Source organism: Pseudomonas sp. yb_2 (assembly GCF_043103905.1).
Classification (GTDB): domain Bacteria; phylum Pseudomonadota; class Gammaproteobacteria; order Pseudomonadales; family Pseudomonadaceae; genus Aquipseudomonas; species Aquipseudomonas alloputida.
In genome coordinates, this window is the sequence record NZ_JBICKH010000062.1 from 1 (window position 1) to 17,761 (window position 17,761).

At 63.0% G+C, this 17,761-nt stretch carries 19 protein-coding genes; 12 read left to right on the forward strand and 7 right to left on the reverse strand.

Translation table 11 applies throughout. The features are described 5' to 3' along the window. The 4 genes from ACF8FB_RS14855 to ACF8FB_RS14870 all read right to left on the reverse strand — a co-directional run. A partial coding sequence (locus tag ACF8FB_RS14855; protein ID WP_392510988.1) for an SLC13 family permease occupies positions 1 to 368 on the reverse strand: 368 nt, incomplete at its 3' end. Positions 369 to 639: 271 nt separating this feature from the next. After that, on the reverse strand, positions 640 to 1,818 hold the full coding sequence (gene tcuB / locus ACF8FB_RS14860; RefSeq protein ID WP_392511511.1) for a tricarballylate utilization 4Fe-4S protein TcuB: 1,179 nt from the start codon (positions 1,816 to 1,818) through the stop codon (positions 640 to 642). Further along, positions 1,799 to 3,253 carry an FAD-dependent tricarballylate dehydrogenase TcuA gene (gene tcuA / locus ACF8FB_RS14865; RefSeq protein WP_392509688.1) on the reverse strand — a complete coding sequence of 485 codons (1,455 nt, stop codon included), beginning with the start codon at positions 3,251 to 3,253 and terminating at the stop codon, positions 1,799 to 1,801. The genes tcuB and tcuA overlap by 20 nt, the downstream gene beginning before the upstream one ends. Before the next feature lie 140 nt (positions 3,254 to 3,393). Beyond that, a complete protein-coding gene (locus ACF8FB_RS14870) occupies positions 3,394 to 4,314 on the reverse strand; it encodes a LysR substrate-binding domain-containing protein (protein ID WP_392509687.1) in 921 nt (306 codons plus the stop codon). A gap of 197 nt (positions 4,315 to 4,511) precedes the next feature. Here ACF8FB_RS14870 and ACF8FB_RS14875 point away from each other — a divergent pair, with 197 nt between their 5' ends. The 5 genes from ACF8FB_RS14875 (at position 4,512) to ACF8FB_RS14895 (ending at position 9,406) form a co-directional block, all read left to right on the forward strand. Then, positions 4,512 to 5,501: a universal stress protein gene (locus ACF8FB_RS14875; RefSeq protein ID WP_350297724.1), complete on the forward strand. Its 990-nt coding sequence runs from the start codon at positions 4,512 to 4,514 to the stop codon at positions 5,499 to 5,501. Between the two features lie 95 nt (positions 5,502 to 5,596). Beyond that, positions 5,597 to 6,556, forward strand: coding sequence for a ribose-phosphate pyrophosphokinase (locus tag ACF8FB_RS14880; protein ID WP_010953656.1), 960 nt, complete (start codon positions 5,597 to 5,599; stop codon positions 6,554 to 6,556). A 195-nt stretch (positions 6,557 to 6,751) separates the two neighbouring features. Beyond that, the gene (locus tag ACF8FB_RS14885) at positions 6,752 to 7,345 is read left to right on the forward strand and encodes a GNAT family N-acetyltransferase (RefSeq protein WP_010953655.1); all 594 of its coding nucleotides are present in this window, start codon (positions 6,752 to 6,754) and stop codon (positions 7,343 to 7,345) included. Further along, on the forward strand, positions 7,342 to 7,701 hold the full coding sequence (locus ACF8FB_RS14890; RefSeq protein WP_003253997.1) for a cupin domain-containing protein: 360 nt from the start codon (positions 7,342 to 7,344) through the stop codon (positions 7,699 to 7,701). Before ACF8FB_RS14885 ends, ACF8FB_RS14890 begins: the two co-directional genes overlap by 4 nt. Positions 7,702 to 7,768: 67 nt before the next feature. Continuing rightward, positions 7,769 to 9,406: a mechanosensitive ion channel family protein gene (locus ACF8FB_RS14895; RefSeq protein ID WP_392511512.1), complete on the forward strand. Its 1,638-nt coding sequence runs from the start codon at positions 7,769 to 7,771 to the stop codon at positions 9,404 to 9,406. Between the two features lie 161 nt (positions 9,407 to 9,567). Here the strand turns inward: ACF8FB_RS14895 and ACF8FB_RS14900 are convergent, their stop codons facing one another. Continuing rightward, the gene (locus ACF8FB_RS14900; protein WP_392511513.1) at positions 9,568 to 10,455 is read right to left on the reverse strand and encodes a MerR family transcriptional regulator; all 888 of its coding nucleotides are present in this window, start codon (positions 10,453 to 10,455) and stop codon (positions 9,568 to 9,570) included. Between the two features lie 153 nt (positions 10,456 to 10,608). Between ACF8FB_RS14900 and ACF8FB_RS14905 the strand changes: the two genes are divergently transcribed. The 7 genes from ACF8FB_RS14905 (at position 10,609) to ACF8FB_RS14935 (ending at position 16,115) form a co-directional block, all read left to right on the forward strand. Continuing rightward, positions 10,609 to 11,055: a PAS domain S-box protein gene (locus ACF8FB_RS14905; RefSeq protein WP_029615462.1), complete on the forward strand. Its 447-nt coding sequence runs from the start codon at positions 10,609 to 10,611 to the stop codon at positions 11,053 to 11,055. A gap of 103 nt (positions 11,056 to 11,158) precedes the next feature. Next, complete coding sequence (locus tag ACF8FB_RS14910) at positions 11,159 to 11,581, forward strand: nuclear transport factor 2 family protein (RefSeq protein WP_003254001.1); 423 nt, start codon at positions 11,159 to 11,161, stop codon at positions 11,579 to 11,581. Further along, the gene (locus ACF8FB_RS14915) at positions 11,578 to 12,330 is read left to right on the forward strand and encodes an SDR family oxidoreductase (RefSeq protein WP_010953651.1); all 753 of its coding nucleotides are present in this window, start codon (positions 11,578 to 11,580) and stop codon (positions 12,328 to 12,330) included. Before ACF8FB_RS14910 ends, ACF8FB_RS14915 begins: the two co-directional genes overlap by 4 nt. Before the next feature lie 6 nt (positions 12,331 to 12,336). Further along, positions 12,337 to 13,584, forward strand: coding sequence for an NAD(P)/FAD-dependent oxidoreductase (locus tag ACF8FB_RS14920; RefSeq protein WP_392511514.1), 1,248 nt, complete (start codon positions 12,337 to 12,339; stop codon positions 13,582 to 13,584). Then, positions 13,581 to 14,390, forward strand: coding sequence for a DUF1365 domain-containing protein (locus tag ACF8FB_RS14925; protein WP_392509681.1), 810 nt, complete (start codon positions 13,581 to 13,583; stop codon positions 14,388 to 14,390). The genes ACF8FB_RS14920 and ACF8FB_RS14925 overlap by 4 nt, the downstream gene beginning before the upstream one ends. Beyond that, positions 14,365 to 15,627 (forward strand): class I SAM-dependent methyltransferase, encoded by a 1,263-nt coding sequence (locus ACF8FB_RS14930; RefSeq protein WP_392511515.1) that lies wholly within the window; start codon positions 14,365 to 14,367, stop codon positions 15,625 to 15,627. The genes ACF8FB_RS14925 and ACF8FB_RS14930 overlap by 26 nt, the downstream gene beginning before the upstream one ends. Further along, positions 15,627 to 16,115, forward strand: coding sequence for a DUF2878 domain-containing protein (locus tag ACF8FB_RS14935; protein WP_392511516.1), 489 nt, complete (start codon positions 15,627 to 15,629; stop codon positions 16,113 to 16,115). Before ACF8FB_RS14930 ends, ACF8FB_RS14935 begins: the two co-directional genes overlap by 1 nt. Here ACF8FB_RS14935 and ACF8FB_RS14940 read toward each other — a convergent pair. Continuing rightward, positions 16,053 to 16,235 (reverse strand): DUF2256 domain-containing protein, encoded by a 183-nt coding sequence (locus tag ACF8FB_RS14940; protein ID WP_003254007.1) that lies wholly within the window; start codon positions 16,233 to 16,235, stop codon positions 16,053 to 16,055. The two genes, ACF8FB_RS14935 and ACF8FB_RS14940, sit on opposite strands and share 63 nt — an antisense overlap. Further along, on the reverse strand, positions 16,232 to 17,758 hold the full coding sequence (locus tag ACF8FB_RS14945) for a cryptochrome/photolyase family protein (RefSeq protein ID WP_010953646.1): 1,527 nt from the start codon (positions 17,756 to 17,758) through the stop codon (positions 16,232 to 16,234). Before ACF8FB_RS14945 ends, ACF8FB_RS14940 begins: the two co-directional genes overlap by 4 nt. Positions 17,759 to 17,761: the final 3 nt, after the last annotated feature.

A 17,761-nucleotide genomic window follows, 5' to 3' on the forward strand; every position in this document is an offset into this window, starting at 1 on the left:
GCGCAGGTAATCATGTAGGTCGTGGTGCCGTCACCGTCCAGCGCCACCAGCAGCGACAGCAAGGCCGTGCCGATGGCGATCTTGATCGGGTCGCCATTCACCCGCTTGAGAATCTTGCGGATCAGCGGGTCGAACAGGCCGGCGTCGATCATCAGGCCGAAGAACAGGATGGCGAACAGCAGCAGCGCGGCAGACGGTGCGACCATTTTCAGCCCATCGAGCATCATCTTGCCCAGGTCTGGCGCGAAACCGCCAACAAGGGCGAAAACAATCGGCACGATGGTCAGCGCGACGATCGGTGACAGGCGTTTACTCATGATCAGGTAGGTGAAGGTCACCACCATGATCAGGCCCAGAAGTGCGAGCATGGTTTGTTCTCTTGTTCTTATTGTCTATGTGGCCGCCCGACGGGTAGACGGCCCCCTTCCCCACCCGGCATCGCTTGATGCCAGGTAGGCGTTTGTGTCAATGCGGGGTGTACGGTTCGGTCGGCCGTGGCGATGAGGTTAGGCGGACCCTTCAGGCGGCGCAGCAGGGCTCCGCGTTCTCAGGCACCCTCGGACAGCGAGATCAGCACGGTGGCCACTGCGTTGCTCGCCAGGCTGAACACACGGTGTCGCATCGCATCCCGTGCATGGTTCAGTCCCCGCCCAAGCTGTGAGGGTCGGGCCGGCGCTTTTCGATCGCAAACTTCAGCAGCGCGGCACTGCGGAACAGGCCATGGGCGAACTTGCCATAGGGCAAGGTCACGAACAGTGCCATGACGGTGCCCAGGTGCACGGCCAGCAGGATCGCCATCACCCCGGTGTCACGCAGCGCCAGCAACGCCATACCGGTCGTGCTGACCAACAGCAGAAGCAGGATGAACGCTCGGTCCATGGGGCGCTGCGCGGCGTCGCCATGCTCGGGCGCGCGGCGCAGGTTCAACGCCAGCAGGCCCGCTGGCCCGACGATCAGGCCGATACCGCCGAGGGTGCCGAGGACTACCGGCAGGCTCAGCAGCGGATATGGCGCATGCAGGCCCAGCAGGTAGTGATATCCGGTGGCGACCACGGTGGCGGCAAAGCACAGCATGAAGCCGTAGAAGGTCAAGTGATGGTAGCGTCGACGCCACAGCGTGTAGCGATCGTCGGCGTTGTTGCAGCCTTGGCCATGGCCGCCATCCAGATACTTGAGCGTCAGCACTGCGCTCGCCGCCTCCGGCAGCGCACCGTTGGCCGGTTGGCGCGCTTGGGTGGGCGACACCGTGCGCCAGAAGCGCCTCAACGCCACGCCCAGCGCCACCCCGGCAGCGCTGAACACGCCACCGAACAAGAGCGCCAAGGTGTTGTGCGGGAACACAGCGTAGAAGTCTCCGGCCAGCCGCCCAGGCAGCAAAGTGCCGTTGACCTGCAAGGCCAGCAGCAAGAACAGCGACAGCGCCAGTGCCAACGCCACGGCGACGAAGGTGCCATTGCGCCGGTAGAGCTGCCCGAAACGGGCCGGCCAGGCGTACTCAGCGTAGGTCTGCCCGCGCACCTTGGCCATGGCCTGCGGCACGTTCACCGCGAACGCATGCGGTGCGGCGTACTGACAAGCGTGCAAGCAGGCGCCACAGTTGTGGCAGAGGTTGGCCAGGTAGTGGATGTCGGCCTTGCCGAAGTCGAGTCGACGGGTCATCGCCGGGAACACGGCACAGAACCCCTCGCAATAACGGCAGGCGTTGCAGATGCGCATCTGCCGGTCCACCTCCTGCTCGTCCAGGTTCAGCAGCGGGATCAGCTCGGCCTGTGGCGGGGCGGGTTCGAACACGTGGGGATCAGGCATTTGCACAGTCATGCTGGGCCTCCAGGGGGGAAATACAATGGCCGGCGGCAGCCGCCGCCTGAGTGCCGGCGATGCGGCCGAACGCGGTACCGATGGACATGCCGACACCGGCGGTGTAGCCCTTGCCCAGCACGTTGCCGGCCATCATCTCGCCGGCGACGAACAGGTTGGGACTGGGCCGTCCAGCGAAATGCACGGCGGCCGTGGCATCGGTGCGCAGGCCGAGGTAGGTGAACGTCACCCCCGGGCGTAGCGGGTAACCGAAGAACGGCGGCTTATCGATCGGCAAGGCCCAATGGCTCTTGACCGGTTGCACGCCGTCGGTGCGGCAATCGTCCAGTCGGGTGTGGTCGAACGTGCCGGGGCGGCATGCCTGGTTGTAGGCGCGCAGGGTCTCGAGAAACGCAGGCACCGGCAGTCCGAGGGCTACAGCCAAGGCCTCGAGGCTGTCGGCGCGGGTGCCAGGGAAGACCGGTGGCATAAAGCGGCCCAGGGCCTTCTGGTCGATGATCGAGAACCCCACCTGGCCAGGCTGCTGGGCCACCAGGCGCCCCCAGATGGCATAGCGCTTGGGCCAGAAATCCTCGCCTTCGTCGTAGAATCGCTGGCCGTCGCGGTTCACCACCACGCCAAGCGACACGCAGTCGATGCGCGTGCAGATACCGCCGTCGTACAGCGGTGCGCGGGCATCGATGGCGACCATGTGGGCCTGGGTCGGGTCGCCAATGGTGTCGGCACCCAGGTCGATCATGCGCCGCAGCAGCGCGCCGTCGTTGAAGCGCGTGCCCCGCACCAGGAAGTTGTCCGCCGGCCACTCGCCGCGATCATTCTGCCCCCAGGCCTCGCGCAGCCATTGGCGATTGGACTCGAAGCCGCCGGCCGCCAGCACGCAACTGCGCGCCTCGATGCGCTCGGCGGGCAGGCGCCGCCCGTCGACGTCGCGTGCCGCCAGGTGGGCAGCGATGAAGCGTCCATCGCGCACCTCCAGGTCGCACACCGGGCTGTCGTAGCGCACCTGCACACCCAGCCGCTCGGCGCTGCGGTAATAAGCATTGACCAGGGCTTTGCCCCCGCCCATGAAGAACGCGTTGGTCCGCGCAGTGTGCAGCGCACCCGACAACGAGGGCTGGAAGTGCACGCCGTGGCGGCGCATCCAGCCGCGGCAGTCGGACGAGGCACGAATCACCAGACGCGCCAGGGCCTCGTTGGTCTGCCCATCAGTAACCTTCAGCAGATCCTGCCAGAACTCTTCTTCGGGGTAAGCCTCCACCAGCACGTCCTGCGGGGCATCGTGCATGCAGCGAAGGTTACGGGTGTGTTGGGAATTGCCGCCTCGCCAGGCGCGGGGCGCGGCTTCCACCAGCATCACGCTGGCGCCGGCCTCGCGCGCCATCAGCGCGGCGCAGAGGGCAGCATTGCCGCCGCCAATGACAAGTACATCGATCATGTCGCCTCCAGGGAGCGAGAAGCCAGGGTTGGGCAGCTCCTCGCGGACCCCGGACTCTAGGGGGTCGCGTACCTTGGGCGAAACACGATTGCAGGGGGGAGGTCTTCAGTTTTTCTAAAGGGGCGGTCGTTCGCAGGCGCTCACAGCAAACGCGCCCCTGGCCAGCGATCCTGCTGCACCAATTCGCGGGACACTTCATGCAGCACGATTCGCGTGGCAAGTGCAGCAGGCGAGAGTTCATCATCGACCAGGCTCACCACCAAGTTACGACGCTGAGCTTGCGGATCGTCGATCGAAAACACCCGCAAGCCTGCCTGCATGGCCCGCGCTACAGTGGCGCCGGGTTGGATCGTCGCGGCGTGACCTGCGCCGACACAATCCATGAGAAGCGACAGGCCATCAACCTCCATGACGATATTCGCGTCCAATCCGACGCGCTCAAGGATGACGCGTAACGTGGCGCGAAGACCATGCTGGGCACTGGGCATGACCAAGGGCAGCGAGGCGATCTGCTGCAACGTCAGCGACGTCCCCCAGTCAGCCTTGACCAAGGCTACCGGAACCAATGCGAACAGCCGCTCCTCCAGCAGCGGCCGCGCATCCAGCCGCATGCCAGCCTCCAGCTGAAACAACACCGCCAAGTCCAGGTGCCGAGTATTGAGCTGGTTCACCAGGTAGCCCGACAGCATTTCCACCAAATGAAGACGTATATCAGGGTAGCGCTCGCGCATCCTGGCGATCAGCGCCAGCCCCAACACCGAAGCTGTGGTGGGTGCCATACCGACGCTGGCGTACCCACTCATACGCCCACTGCGTGCAGCCAACATGGCGTAATCGGCCTGGCGCAGCGTCAGGCGCGCATGGTATTCGAATGCCAAACCTGCCGCGGTAGGCGTGACGCCAACGCTAGAGCGTGTCAGCAGGCGGGTACTCAACTCACTTTCGAGCTTCGTGAGTTGCTGGCTCAACGCAGATACCCCAACGCCCGTTTCGAGCGCGGCTCTGCCGAGGCTGCCACACTCCAGCACACTCAGAAAGTAACGAAGCTGGCGTAACTCCATCAAAGGCATCTCCCATTCAGCAAGGTCGGCGGCTCATTGAGTATCAAGCTTTTGCGCAGATAGATGTTAGCGACCGGTGAACACACCTTTAGAATTTCAGAATCAAGGGTGATGGTGTCCGCCTGATTTGTCACCTGCGCGGAACGCGGCGATAAACGCCGCACCGCAACCATTATGAAGCTGACATTCAGCCAATCTTGATAAATATCAAGGTCATCGAGCCCCACTGCGTCACGCTTGGCCTGAACCGGTGGGCCTTCATCGAGGCTGCCACCGCGGTGGAGGCCATCATGAATACTTACTCAAGACTGCTGCTGATCTGCCATCCAGACCTGCACCCTTCGCCTGCCCTGACGCGTGCTCAAGCGCTGAGCAGTGCGACAGGTGCGACCTTGCACCTGGTGGCGCTCAGTCAATTGCCCTCGCGCCTGGCAACCCTGGACCAGGTGCTACGCAAAAACGCCCGCAAGCAGGACGCCGAGCATCGCAAGGCGTGGCTCGCTGAGCAGGTGAAGGCGCTGGGCGAGCTGGGCATTACCGCCTACGCCGAGACGCTGGACGATCAAGACCCGCTCAAGGACTTGATCCGGCTGGCCCAACTGCACCGGGTCGGGATGGTGATCAAGGACATCCAGCACGAAACCGCCTTGAGCCGTGCCCTGCTCACGCCATTGGACTGGCAATTGCTACGCCGCTGCCCGATCCCGCTGCACTTGGTAGCCCAGGCTGAAACGACGCTGCCAGCGCGCATACTGGTCGCCGTGGACCTGGTCGAGCACGACCCGCTGATCGACAAGCTCAACGACCACATCCTGCAATCGGCACTGGAACTGGCACAACGCTGCAAGGCGCAACTGCATCTGCTGCAGGCCTACGAACCCAGCGCCAGCTTCGTTGCCTATGCCGCCGCACCCGTGGCCTGGACAGACAAACTGGCCGAGGAAATGTCCGGTCGTGCGCGCGAGCGCATGGCGACGTTTGGCGGCCGTTATGGCATCAAGCCAGATCACCTGCACCTGGTGCGGGGTGCTGCCCGTAACGTGGTCAGCGAGTACGCGAACCAGCAAGGCTTCGATGTGGTGGTGATGGGCACGCTCTACCACGAGGGGGTGAGCAAGGTCGTCGGCAGTACTACCGAGCAAACCCTGTACAAGATTCACTCCAGTATTCTGGCGATTCACGGTTGAACGATCGCCCGCTGGCTATGCTCGACTAGTTACTCATCAAACCGCACAGTGCCATGCAGCTCATGTTGCTGTGAACGACCTTTGGAGCGCAGGGCATGAATGACACACCGCCGTTACTGTTCGCCTTGCAAGGCAGCCAGGACTATGGGAATGCCGTGGCGCAACGCTTGGGCAGGAAACTGTCTGCACATGAAGAGCGCGACTACGAGGACGGTGAGCACAAGTGCTGGCCTGGCGAATCGGTGGACGGTCGATCGGTCATCGTCTTCCACTCGCTGTATGGTGACGCGCACCACAGCGCGCATGACAAGCTATGCCGGTTGTTGTTCTTCTGTGGCGCGCTCAAGGACGCTGCTGCCCGCCAGGTGACGGCAGTCACGCCTTACCTCTGTTATGGTCGCAAGGACCGCAAGGTGGAGTTTCAGGACGCTATCATCACCCGCCATGTGGCTCGGCTGATGGAAAGCTGCGGCGTGGACCGCATTGTGGCGCTGGACGTGCACAACCCCAGCGCCTTCGACAACGCCTACCGAATCCCGAGCTGGAACCTGCAATGCACCCAGCTATTCGCCCAACGCCTGGCCCCGCTACTCGGTGAGCAGGCGGTCACGGTCGTGTCACCGGATATCGGTGGCGTCAAACGCGCCGAGCAGTTTCGCCAGGCCCTGGCGCACCTGCTGGCGCGACCGGTCTCGGTGGCCATGATGGAGAAACACCGCCAGCAGGCAGGCCTGAGCGGCGAACACCTGGTCGGTAACGTGGCAGGCAGCACCGTCATCGTATTCGACGACCTGATCAGCACGGGGCAGACGCTGCTACGCGCTGCCCAGGCCTGCCGGCAGGCCGGAGCCAGCCGCATGCTGGCCGCGGCCACCCACGGCCTGTTCACCACCGGTGGCGAGCTGTTCGACAGCGGCGCGTTCGAACGGGTACTGGTGGCCGACAGCATCGCCCCCTTTCGCCTGCCTGTGCGATGCCTGGAGCAACTGGATATCGTCGATACCAGCGCCCTGGTCGCCGAGCTGCTTGCCAACCGTTCGGGCCCTGGCGCATGACCCCGGCGCAGGTGGCGCCGGCGGAGTGTCCCTGCTCCTGAAATTGTCGGGCCATTTGGCCATGAGGGCCGTGTCGCACACCATGCTGATGGTGTTCGCGCAGAGCATCATGGGAACAGCTATAACCGTCTACCCTGCCCCCAGCCAAAGGCGTAACCCTTGAAAACTGACCCCGGCACCATGGGAGCACTGTGCATGCCTATCGACTTCAGACCCGCTCGAGTCTCGGACGCGCATGATATTGCGCGCTTCTTTCAACTGACATCGGAGGGCATGGCCGATTACATATGGAGCAAGCTCGCCGCACCTGGAGAAACCTTGCTGAGTGTCGGTGCGTCTCGCTATGCCAGAGAACAGGGCGACTTTTCATACAAGAACTGCCTGATGGCCACTTTCGAAGGGCGCGTCATCGGCATGATGCATAGCTATGCCTTGCGCGCAACGCCTGACAGGCCAGTCGAGACCGACCCCGTCCTCGCGCCTTATTCCGACATGGAAATACCCGATACCTTGTACATATCCAGCCTGGCACTGGATGAGGCCTGGCGGAGCCAGGGGCTGGGTGCCGAGTTTCTTCGCCACGCCCAGCAGCGCGCTGACGACGCAGGCCTCGATGGACTGTGCCTGATCGATTACGCAGAAAACCACGGTGCACGCCGCTTCTACGAACGTCATGGTTTTCAAATTGTTAAAACCTGCCAGATCGTTCCGCACCCGATGCTGGGCGTTACCGGTGAAGCCTATTTAATGTATCGCCCTACTCACAACGTGCTCGAGAGACAGCCATGAACCAGAAACTGACCGTGTTCCGCGAACTGGATATCCAACCGCTGCGCGACCTGCCCTTCTTTGAAGAAGTATTGGAAGGCACCCCTCACACGCTGACGTCCAAGTACTATCACGATGAACAGCAAGGTCGCATTTCCGGAGAATGGGAAGCCAGCACCGGGGCGTGGCGCATTGACTACAAAGTCTGGGAGTTCTGCCATGTCCTGAGTGGGTGCTGCGTCATTGAGCTTGAGGGTTGCGCCCCGGTCACACTGGCCGCTGGCGACACGTTCATTATCGAACCGGGCGCCAAGGGCAAATGGACCGTAGTGGAAGACATGAAGAAGAATTTCGTGATCCTCGTGCCCGCGAACTAAGCCACTGAATGCTGGCTGAAGCCGACTATGCTGGTAGCAATCCACTCGTCGGCACAGGGGCTCTTAAATGGGCATGAAGCGCAGGTTGGGATGGGCTGCTTGGCTGATGCTACTGATCCACCTGCTGTTCTCGCCCCTGCTCCACGCAGACACCCCTCAGGCCGGGCCGGAGATAGAGGGTGTGATTGCCGAACCCGCCCCGCTGACCGTCATCAACCGCACGGTGCTGATCTTTCGTGCGACGCTGCTGGGCGAAACACCCAAGGTGCGCGCCCAGCGCGCCAAAAAGGTCATCGAGGAAACGCTCCAGGAAACGAACGACCTGGAGGTTCGCGTCGACCCTATCCTGCGAAGCTACCTGGTGCTGCTGGGCGGGCGCCGTGCATTCATCGTGACGCCACTGGATGCTGCGGCCGACAACATTACAACAGGCGAAGCCGCCGAGCAGGCCGCCGAGAACCTGCGCCTTGTCGTCGAGGAAACCCGTCAGGCGCGTAGCCTGCGGTTCTTGCTCACCGCGATAGGCTACAGCGCTGCGGCAACCGTGGTCTTTTTCATGCTGGTAAAGGCCGCAGGCTACTGTCGACGCAAGCTCCTGGGGCTGCTGCCCAAACTGATGGGCAAACACTCCGAGCGCCTCAAGGTCGGCCACACGCAACTGTTCGACCTGCAGAACCTGTACTACCTGATCGACCGCTCACTCTGGCTGCTGTACTGGTTGGTCGTGTTGTTGTTCTGCTACCAGTGGCTGGGCTTCGTGCTGTCTCAGTTCCCCTACACAAGGTCTTGGGGGGAAAGCCTCAATATCCACCTGATGGCGCTGCTCAACTACCTGATCAGCGGTATTTTGCGCGCCATGCCCGACCTGGCCGTTGCACTGTCGATCTTCTTCATCGCCCGTGGCATCAGCGCCTTCTCCAAGCGTGTGCTAAGGCGCATGGCACGCCCGGGCACGTTGAAATGGCTGACCGCCGAAACCTTGCAACCAACCATGCGCCTGACGTCGCTGGCGATCTGGCTCTTCGCCCTGGTGATGGCCTACCCCTATCTACCCGGCTCGGGTACCGATGCCTTCAAGGGGTTGTCAGTGTTGCTCGGTCTGATGATTTCACTGGGGGCGACCAGTGTCATCGGCCAAGGGGCAGCCGGATTGATCCTTACCTACACACGCACGCTGCGCGTCGGTGAATTTGTACGTGTGGGTGATTACGAGGGCACGGTGACCGAGGTGGGCATGTTCACCACGACCATTCGCACCGGGCTTGGCGAAATGCTGACACTCCCCAACTCGATGATTACCGGCTCGGTGACCAAGAACTACTCACGTATCGTGCAAGGGCCAGGCTATGTGGTCGATACCGTGGTGACCATCGGCTACGACACCCCGTGGCGTCAGGTCGAGGCGATGTTGCTGGAAGCGGCTCGGCGCACCGACGGCGTGCTGCAAACGCCCACGCCCCAGGTATTCCAGACGGCGCTGTCGGACTTCTACCCCGAGTACCGATTAGTGGCCCAGGCCATCCCGTCAGAGCCCAGGCCACGCGCGCAACTACTGAGCCTGTTGCACGCCAATATCCAGGACGTGTTCAACGAGTATGGGGTGCAAATCATGTCGCCTCACTACCTGGGCGACCCCGAGCAGCCCAAATGGGTGCCCAAGGAGCAGTGGCACGCGGCCCCGTCCAAACCTGAAAACACCGGGTGAGCAATGAGGCCTCAGGTGCCGCGCAATGATCACCGGCCCACAGACCGCCAGCAGGACATTGGAGACGGTGAGGCCGATATGGGTCCAACGCATGCCGAGCAGCGCCCCCATCACCAACCCGCTGTGCACCCAACCACTTTGAGCACGGCGCAGAACCAAGCTCAAAGGTCCAGCGCCCCCCTGAGCAAGGCGTCAAGCACGCGCGCGACGTCAGCACCCTGCTGGTCCAGCAGGCATACCGGCAGCCCGTGCAAAACCGCTTGCACACCGGCCAGTCCCTCGCCCGTCAAGGCCAGCGGACAATCAATTTCCATCTGCAGCGAACGCAGGCGCTTGGCCAAGGCAGGGCTCACCGGTGGCTGCAGCGCGATCACCAGTGCCGCAGGCTGCACCGCTGCACACAGCAGCGGGAGCTCTTCCAGCGGCTGCCCGCAGCCGAGCACGTCGATGCGTTGTAGCTCGCTGCTCAACAGCAGCCCGGCGCACAACACCTGGCATTCGGCTTGACCCTCGGTACCCGCCAGCAGCACCCGCGGCGCATCGACCTGGTTCATCTGCAAGCGCAGCAGCAGCCGGGCGCGCAAGAACGTATCGAGAAACAGCCATTGGCTACGCTGGCCTGGCGCAGTACCTGAAGCCAGGTCATGCCAAACCGGCATCAGCACGTCCCGCAGCACCGTGGCCTTTGGCAAAAGTGTGAACAGCTGTCCATGGATCGCTTCCAGCGCCTGCGCATCGAATGCCCTGGAAGCGCGCGCAACGGCGGCGCGCCAGTCGTCAAAGGCCGAGGGCTGCTGCACAGGCGCCTCAGGCTGGCCGGCGAGCCTGTCGCCAACCTTGCTGATGGGCAGGCCGTTGGCGGTCCAGCGCAAGATGTCACGTATGCGCTGCACATCCTGAGCCGTGTACAAGCGATGGCCGCCCTCGGTGCGCTGCGGGCGAATCAACCCATGACGCCGCTCCCAGGCACGCAAGGTCACCGGATTGATGCCGGTCAGGCTGACCACATCGCGCATGGGTAGCAATTCGGGTGGGGTGGCGTCGGTCATAACGAGGTGTCATTCAAGGGGTGATACATTCTAAACCCAGATGCACCTTCTGCGGCGAGCCTCCTTGGTTCATCATGCAACAAACGGCGCCAAAAGCTTCTGCAAGGAAGCCTTTGGCGCACATCGCATACGAAATGCCTGTAGGTGAGCCCCATGATCAACGCAAAACTCCTGCAACTGATGGTCGAACATTCCAACGATGGCATCGTTGTCGCCGAGCAGGAAGGCAATGAGAGCATCCTTATCTACGTCAACCCGGCCTTCGAGCGCCTGACCGGCTACTGCGCCGACGATATTCTCTATCAGGACTGCCGTTTTCTTCAGGGCGAGGATCACGACCAGCCGGGCATCGCAATTATCCGCGAGGCGATCCGCGAAGGCCGCCCCTGCTGCCAGGTGCTGCGCAACTACCGCAAAGACGGCAGCCTGTTCTGGAACGAGTTGTCCATCACACCGGTGCACAACGAGGCGGACCAGCTGACCTACTACATCGGCATCCAGCGCGATGTCACAGCGCAAGTATTCGCCGAGGAAAGGGTTCGCGAGCTGGAGGCTGAAGTGGCGGAACTGCGCCGGCAGCAGGGCCAGGCCAAGCACTGACAAAAAACCTATACAAGACCGTTGACTTGTATAGATAAAGGCTTAGGCTTCAGTTATACCTGTACAACAATTCAATTTTGTACAGGATTGCCTGGAGCCCAGTATGTCAGCGTACCTACAACAATTCGCCGAGCGCTTCGCCCGCCTTGATGGGGCTAGCCTCGACACGCTGGATAAACTGTACAGCGACGATGTCACCTTTCGTGATCCCCTGCACCAGATACAGGGGCTGCAGGCCCTGCGTGCCTACTTCGAGCAGTTGTACGCCAACGCCACCGATATCCGCTACGCCTTCACCAGCGCCGACGAGGTAAAGCCCGGGCAGGGCTACCTGCGTTGGACACTGCAGTTTTGCCACCCGCGCCTGGCCGGCGGCCAGCCGATCACGCTGCAAGGCTGCAGCTGCCTGCATTGGCGCGACCGTGTGCATTTTCACCAGGACTATTTCGACGCCGGCGCCCTGCTTTATGAGCACCTTCCCGTCATGGGCACAGCAATCCGCTGGCTCAAAGGCAGGCTGGCATGAGCCGCTGTTGGCTGACCGGCGCCAGCAGTGGTATCGGTGCCGCGCTCGCGCAAGTCCTCCTGGAGCAAGGCCACCAGGTCGCCTTGGGCGGGCGCAACGCCGACCGCCTTGCCCCGCTGGCAGAACGGTTTCCCGGGCAGGCATTGCTGGCCATTGGCGATCTTGACAACCCGGAGCAGGTCGCCGGCATCGCTGCGCATATCGAGCAGGCCTGGGGAGGCCTGGACATGGCCATTCTCAATGCCGGCACCTGCGAATACCTGGAGCCTGGGCATTTCGATCCGGCGTTGGTCGAGCGCGTCATGCGCACCAACCTGCTGGGCGTCAGCTACTGCCTGGCGGCGGCACTGCCCTTGCTTCGCGCAGGCAAACGCCCCCACCTGGTGGTGATGGGCAGTTCGGTAACCTGGCTGGCCTTGCCCCGCGCTGGCGCCTATGGGGCGTCCAAGGCCGCAGTGCGCTATCTGGTGGAGTCACAGCGAATCGACCTAGCCCGCGAAGGCATCGCGGTCACCCTGGTGAGCCCAGGCTTCGTGGACACGCCCCTGACCCGTCGCAACGATTTCCCCATGCCACAGCTGTGGTCTGCGCAGCGTGCCGCCCGGCATATCGCCAGGCGCCTGCCCGGCCGCCCCCTGGAAATCAACTTCCCCGGTCTTTTCACCTTGGTGTTGCGCCTGCTCGGGGCGCTGCCCGCGCGCCTGCGCCTGGCGCTGGGCCAACGCCTCGCCCGTCATGAACAGGAATGATGATCCATGCGTATAGCAATCATCGGCAGTGGCATCGCGGGGCTGACCTGCGCCCATTTGCTGTCACGCAAGCACGAAGTCACGGTTTTCGAGGCCGAGCAATGGGTCGGGGGCCACACGCACACCCTTGATGTGGTCTGGAAAGGCCAGCGCCATGCAATAGATACCGGTTTCATCGTCTTCAACGACTGGACGTACCCGAACTTCATCCGCTTGCTCGACCAGCTTCAGGTGCCATCACAGCCGACCGAGATGAGCTTTTCCGTGCATGACCCGATTGCGGGCCTGGAATATAACGGCCACGACCTGAACACCCTGTTCGCCCAACGCAGCAACCTGCTGTCCCCAGGGTTCTGGGGGATGATCCGGGACATTCTGCGTTTCAACCGTCAGGCACTGGCCGACCTGGACAACCAGCGTATCGATGCCAGCACCACGCTGGGCGACTACCTTCAAGCGAACCGCTATGGGCAACGCTTCATCGATCATTACATCGTACCGATGGGGTCGGCGATCTGGTCGATGTCTCGCGCAGACATGCTCCACTTCCCGCTTGAGTTCTTCGTGCGCTTCTGCCGCAACCACGGCTTGCTGTCGGTCAACCAACGTCCACAGTGGCGGGTGATCAAAGGCGGCTCGCGCAGCTATGTCGCACCGCTGTGCCGGCCGTTCGCTGAGCGCATCCGCCTCAACTGCAAGGTTTACCGAGTCAGCCGCGACGAAGGTGGCGTCACCCTCGTGAGCGCGGCCGGCACCGAACGCTTCGACAATGTGGTGTTCGCTTGCCACAGCGATCAGGCCCTGGCGCTGCTGGAAAGCCCCAGCAACCAGGAACGCGCCGTACTCGGCGCCATCGATTACGCCAGCAACGACGTGGTGCTGCACACCGATACCCGCCTGCTGCCACGCCGCCAGCGCGCCTGGGCCAGCTGGAACTACCGCCTGGGCGGCCCCGAGCGGGCTCCCGCCGCGCTGACCTACAACATGAACATTCTGCAAGGTATCCAGGCACCGACAACCTTCTGCGTGAGCCTCAACCAGACCGCACTGATAGACCCGGCGCAGGTGATCGCCCGCTTCCAGTACGCCCATCCCCAGTACAGCGTTGCAGCGTCCGCCGCGCAAGCGTGCCAGGAGCAACTGCAAGGGCAACAGCACAGTTACTTCTGCGGCGCCTATTGGGGCAATGGCTTTCATGAAGACGGGGTGGTCAGCGCACTGAAGGTGGCCGCGCACTTCGGAGAGCAACTGTGAACAGCAGCCTCTGCGTGGGCTTGATCAGCCACCGTCGGCTGACGCCGCGGGTCCACGCGTTCCGCTACCGGATCGGCATGTTCTACCTAGACCTGGACGAACAATCCTGGCTGATGGGCCTGTCACGCTGGCTGGGACGCTGGCGCCTGGCGCCGTTGTGCTGGCGCGAGACCGACTACCTGCCCGCCCTGACCCGCCAAGGTGAATCGCTGGCCCAGGCTGCACGCTTGCTGGTCGGGCAGGCGACGGGGCACCTGCCCGAAGGCCGGGTACAGCTGCTCACGCAACTGAGGTGCTGGGGGCTGTCGTTCAACCCGGTGAGTTTCTATTTCTGCCATGACCGTGACGGGTGCCTGACCGCGATCCTGATGGAAGTGCGCAACACGCCCTGGCGTGAACGCTTTCATTACGTACTCCCGGTGCAAGGCAACCTTGCCAGGCCCTTCAGCGTCGGCAAGGCCTTCCATGTGTCGCCGTTCATGCCGTTGGACATGGACTATCGCCTGCGCTTTTTCCTGGACACGGACCATGTACGCATTCAGATGCAGAACTGGCAAGGCGGCACAAAGGTGTTCGAGGCCGACCTCGCCCTGCGCCGCAAGCCACTCGATGGTGCAGCGCTGCGTCGGTATGTCCTGAACTTCCCATGGATGAGCCTGCGCACCGTCTCGGCCATCTACTGGCAAGCGCTGCGCCTGTTACTCAAACGCACCCCCGTGCATGACCACACCACCTGCCAGGGTGACCTGGCACTCGGCCAACCTTGCGAGGACCTTGATGATGTCAAATCCCACCCTGAGCGTTAGCAAGTTCGCAGGCCTTGCGCCACTGCTCGGCGGGCTGGCACGAAGCGCCGTGCTCGCCCAGTTGGGCAAGCTGCGTCACGGCCACCTGCGCCTGCTCAGCCACGGGCAGCAGTGGAGTTTCGGTGATGCCGACAGCCCGTTGCAGGCCGAGGTGGAGATCCTCGATGACGCCACCTGGAGCCTGATCGCCGGCAATGGCTCGATCGGTGCTGGCGAAGCCTACATTCACGGCTATTGGCGCAGCCCCGACCTGGCGCTGGTGACCCGCCTGTTCGTCGCCAACCTCGAAGTGCTCGACGCGCTCGAGGGTGGCCTGGCCCGCTTGGGCCGCCCTGCCCTGCGCCTGCTGCACCGGCTCAACCGCAACGACAAGCGCGGTGCCCGGCGCAACATTCTGGCCCACTACGACCTGGGCAATGCCCTGTTCGAGCGGCTGCTGGACCCCACCATGATGTATTCGGCTGCGCAATTCGAACACCCTGGGCAAACATTGGAGCAGGCCCAGCTGCACAAGCTGGAGCGCATCTGCCAGAAGCTCGAACTGAGCCCTGACGATCACCTGCTGGAAATTGGCAGCGGCTGGGGCAGCCTCGCTATCCACGCAGCCACCCGCTATGGCTGCAGGGTCACCACCACAACGCTCTCCGAGGCCCAGTACAGCCATACCCTGGAGCGCGTCAAGGCCTTGGGGCTGGGGCAGCGCGTGCAAGTGCTCCGCGAAGACTACCGCGACCTTCAAGGCACGTTCGACAAAGTGGTTTCCATCGAAATGATCGAAGCGGTTGGCCATCGCTACCTGCCGGTGTATTTCCGCCAGTGTGCTTCGCTCATCAAACCTGAAGGCCTGATGCTATTGCAGGCAATCACCATCCGCGACCAGCGCTATGCCCAGGCGCAGCGCTCGGTCGACTTTATCCAGCGGTATATCTTCCCCGGTGGCGCCCTGCCTTCGTTGAGCGTGTTGCTCGACACCGCCAGCCGGCACACTGGCCTCAACCTTGTGCACATGGAAGATTTTGGCCTGGACTACGCCCACACCCTGCGACACTGGCGCGAAAACCTGCGTCAGGCACGCACTGCGCTGACGGACCTTGGCTACGACGACATGTTCCAGCGCTTGTGGGAGTTTTACCTCTGCTACTGCCAGGGCGGTTTCGAGGAACGCGCCATCGGTGTTGCGCACCTGCTCTGGGCAGCACCCCAGGCACGCCGCGCGCCCTTGCCTGGCAGTGCCTGATGCGCAGCCGCTGGCTGATCGCCAATGCCCTCTGGCTACAAGCCGGCTGGTGGGTCTGCGTGCTGGGGGCCGAGCGGCCCTTGTTGTTGCTGCTGGTGATTCCGGGCGTGGCAGTGCACCTGCGCCTGTGCCCGGACATCCATGCCGAGGTCAAGGCGCTGGTGCGCGTCACCTTTATCGGCTGTGTGCTCGACAGCGTGCTGGGAGCACTGGGGGTGTTCGGTTTCGACGCCTGGCCCCTGCCGCTGTGGCTAGCGCTGCTGTGGTTGGTGCTGGCCAGCGGGATGCGTCACAGCCTGGCATGGGCCGGCAGGCACTGGCGAATCGGCGCACTGCTGGGGGCGATTGGCGGCCCTCTGGCCTACATAGGCGGCGCCAGGCTGGCAGGTGTCGCCTTGCCCTTGGGCGCGCTGGAAACCGGCCTGCTACTGATGCCGATATGGGCGTTGGCCCTGCCCCTGCTGGCGCGCATCGCGGCGCGGCGCTGACCGGCGACATCGCTCGGAGCAGTAACGCACCTGCTCCCAACAGCGTGCCCAGCGCTTGCGCCAGGTGAACGGCCGGCCACACACCACGCAAACCTTGCTGGGCAGTAGGCTCTTTTTCACAACGCCTGCCCCGCATCGAGCCGCGCCAGCAATGACTGGCCACGTTGCCACACGGCATCGCGACGGCCAGCGGGCATGCCATCGAGGCTACGATAAACCAGGGCCAGGCGCGGGTTAGCCGAGAGCTGGGGGCGATGGCGAATGAGAAAATGCCAATACAAGGCATTGAACGGGCAGGCCTCCTCTTCGGTCACCTGGTCGACCCTGTAACTGCAAGCCTTGCAATGATCGGACATGCGCTGGATATAACGACCACTGGCGCAGTACGGCTTGGACCCCAGGTAGCCGCCATCGGCGTGCATCACCATGCCAAGCGTGTTGGGCAGTTCGACCCACTCGAAGGCATCCATGTAGACCGCCAGGTACCACTCACAAATTGCGGTTGGCACGATACCGGCCAGCAAGGCGAAGTTGCCGGTAACCATCAAGCGCTGAATATGGTGAGCGTAGCCCAACCGCAGGGTCTGCCCGATGGCTTGCGCCATGCAGCGCATGCGGGTGCGCCCGGTCCAGTAGAATTCTGGCAGCGCCCGGTGATTGTTCAGGTGATTGAGCCCGGCATACGCCGGCATGCGCTGCCAATAGATGCCACGCACGTACTCACGCCAGCCGATCAGCTGGCGAATGAAGCCTTCGGCTGCATTGAGCGGCACCCGCCCCTCACGCCAGGCTTTGTCGACGTCGTCGCACAGACGACGTACATCCAGAAGGCCGATGTTGAGCGCCGCACTGATGCGCGCATGAAACAGGTACGGCTCGCCTTCGGCCATCGCATCCTGGTAGTCACCGAAAGCCGCCAGGCCGAAATCCAGGAAATGCTGCCACAGCTGTTGTGCCTCGGCATGGGTCACGGGGTAGTCGAAACCGTCGACGCCCCCGTAGTGGTCGCTGAAGCGCTGACGCACCAAGGCCACCACCGCTGCCGTGATGTCGTCTTGCGCAAAATGCGCAGCGAATGGGCCACGCAGCTGCCGTGGCAATGGCTTGCGATTGTCGCCATCGAAATTCCAGGCGCCACCTGCCGGGCTGCCGTCAGGCTCCATGAGCAGGCCGGTTCGCTTGCGCATGCCACGGTAGAAGTGCTCCATACGCAGCTGGCGACGTTCTGTGGCCCAGCGCCCGAAGGCTTCACGGGAGCACAGAAAACGCGTGTCGCGAAACCACACAAGCGGCAGTGCGGCATCACGCAAGGCCTGCTCCAGGCGCCACTCACCGCACTCGGTCAAGTGAATGTGGGTGGCGCCCAAGGCTTGTTGCCATCGATGCAACTCACCCACGATGCTGCCGCTGTTACCCTCGGCGTCCAGTTCGACATAGTGCACCTGCCAACCCCGTTCACGCAGGGCCTGGGCAAAATGCCGCATGGCGCTGAAGATGAGAACGATCTTCAGCGGATGATGCGGTACGTATCGGGCCTCCCCCTCCACTTCCGCCATCAGGACCGCATCGCGAGCAGGGTCAAGGGACGCCAGACTTGCCAGGTCGAACGACAGTTGGTCACCCAGCACCAGGCCCAGGCGCATCGT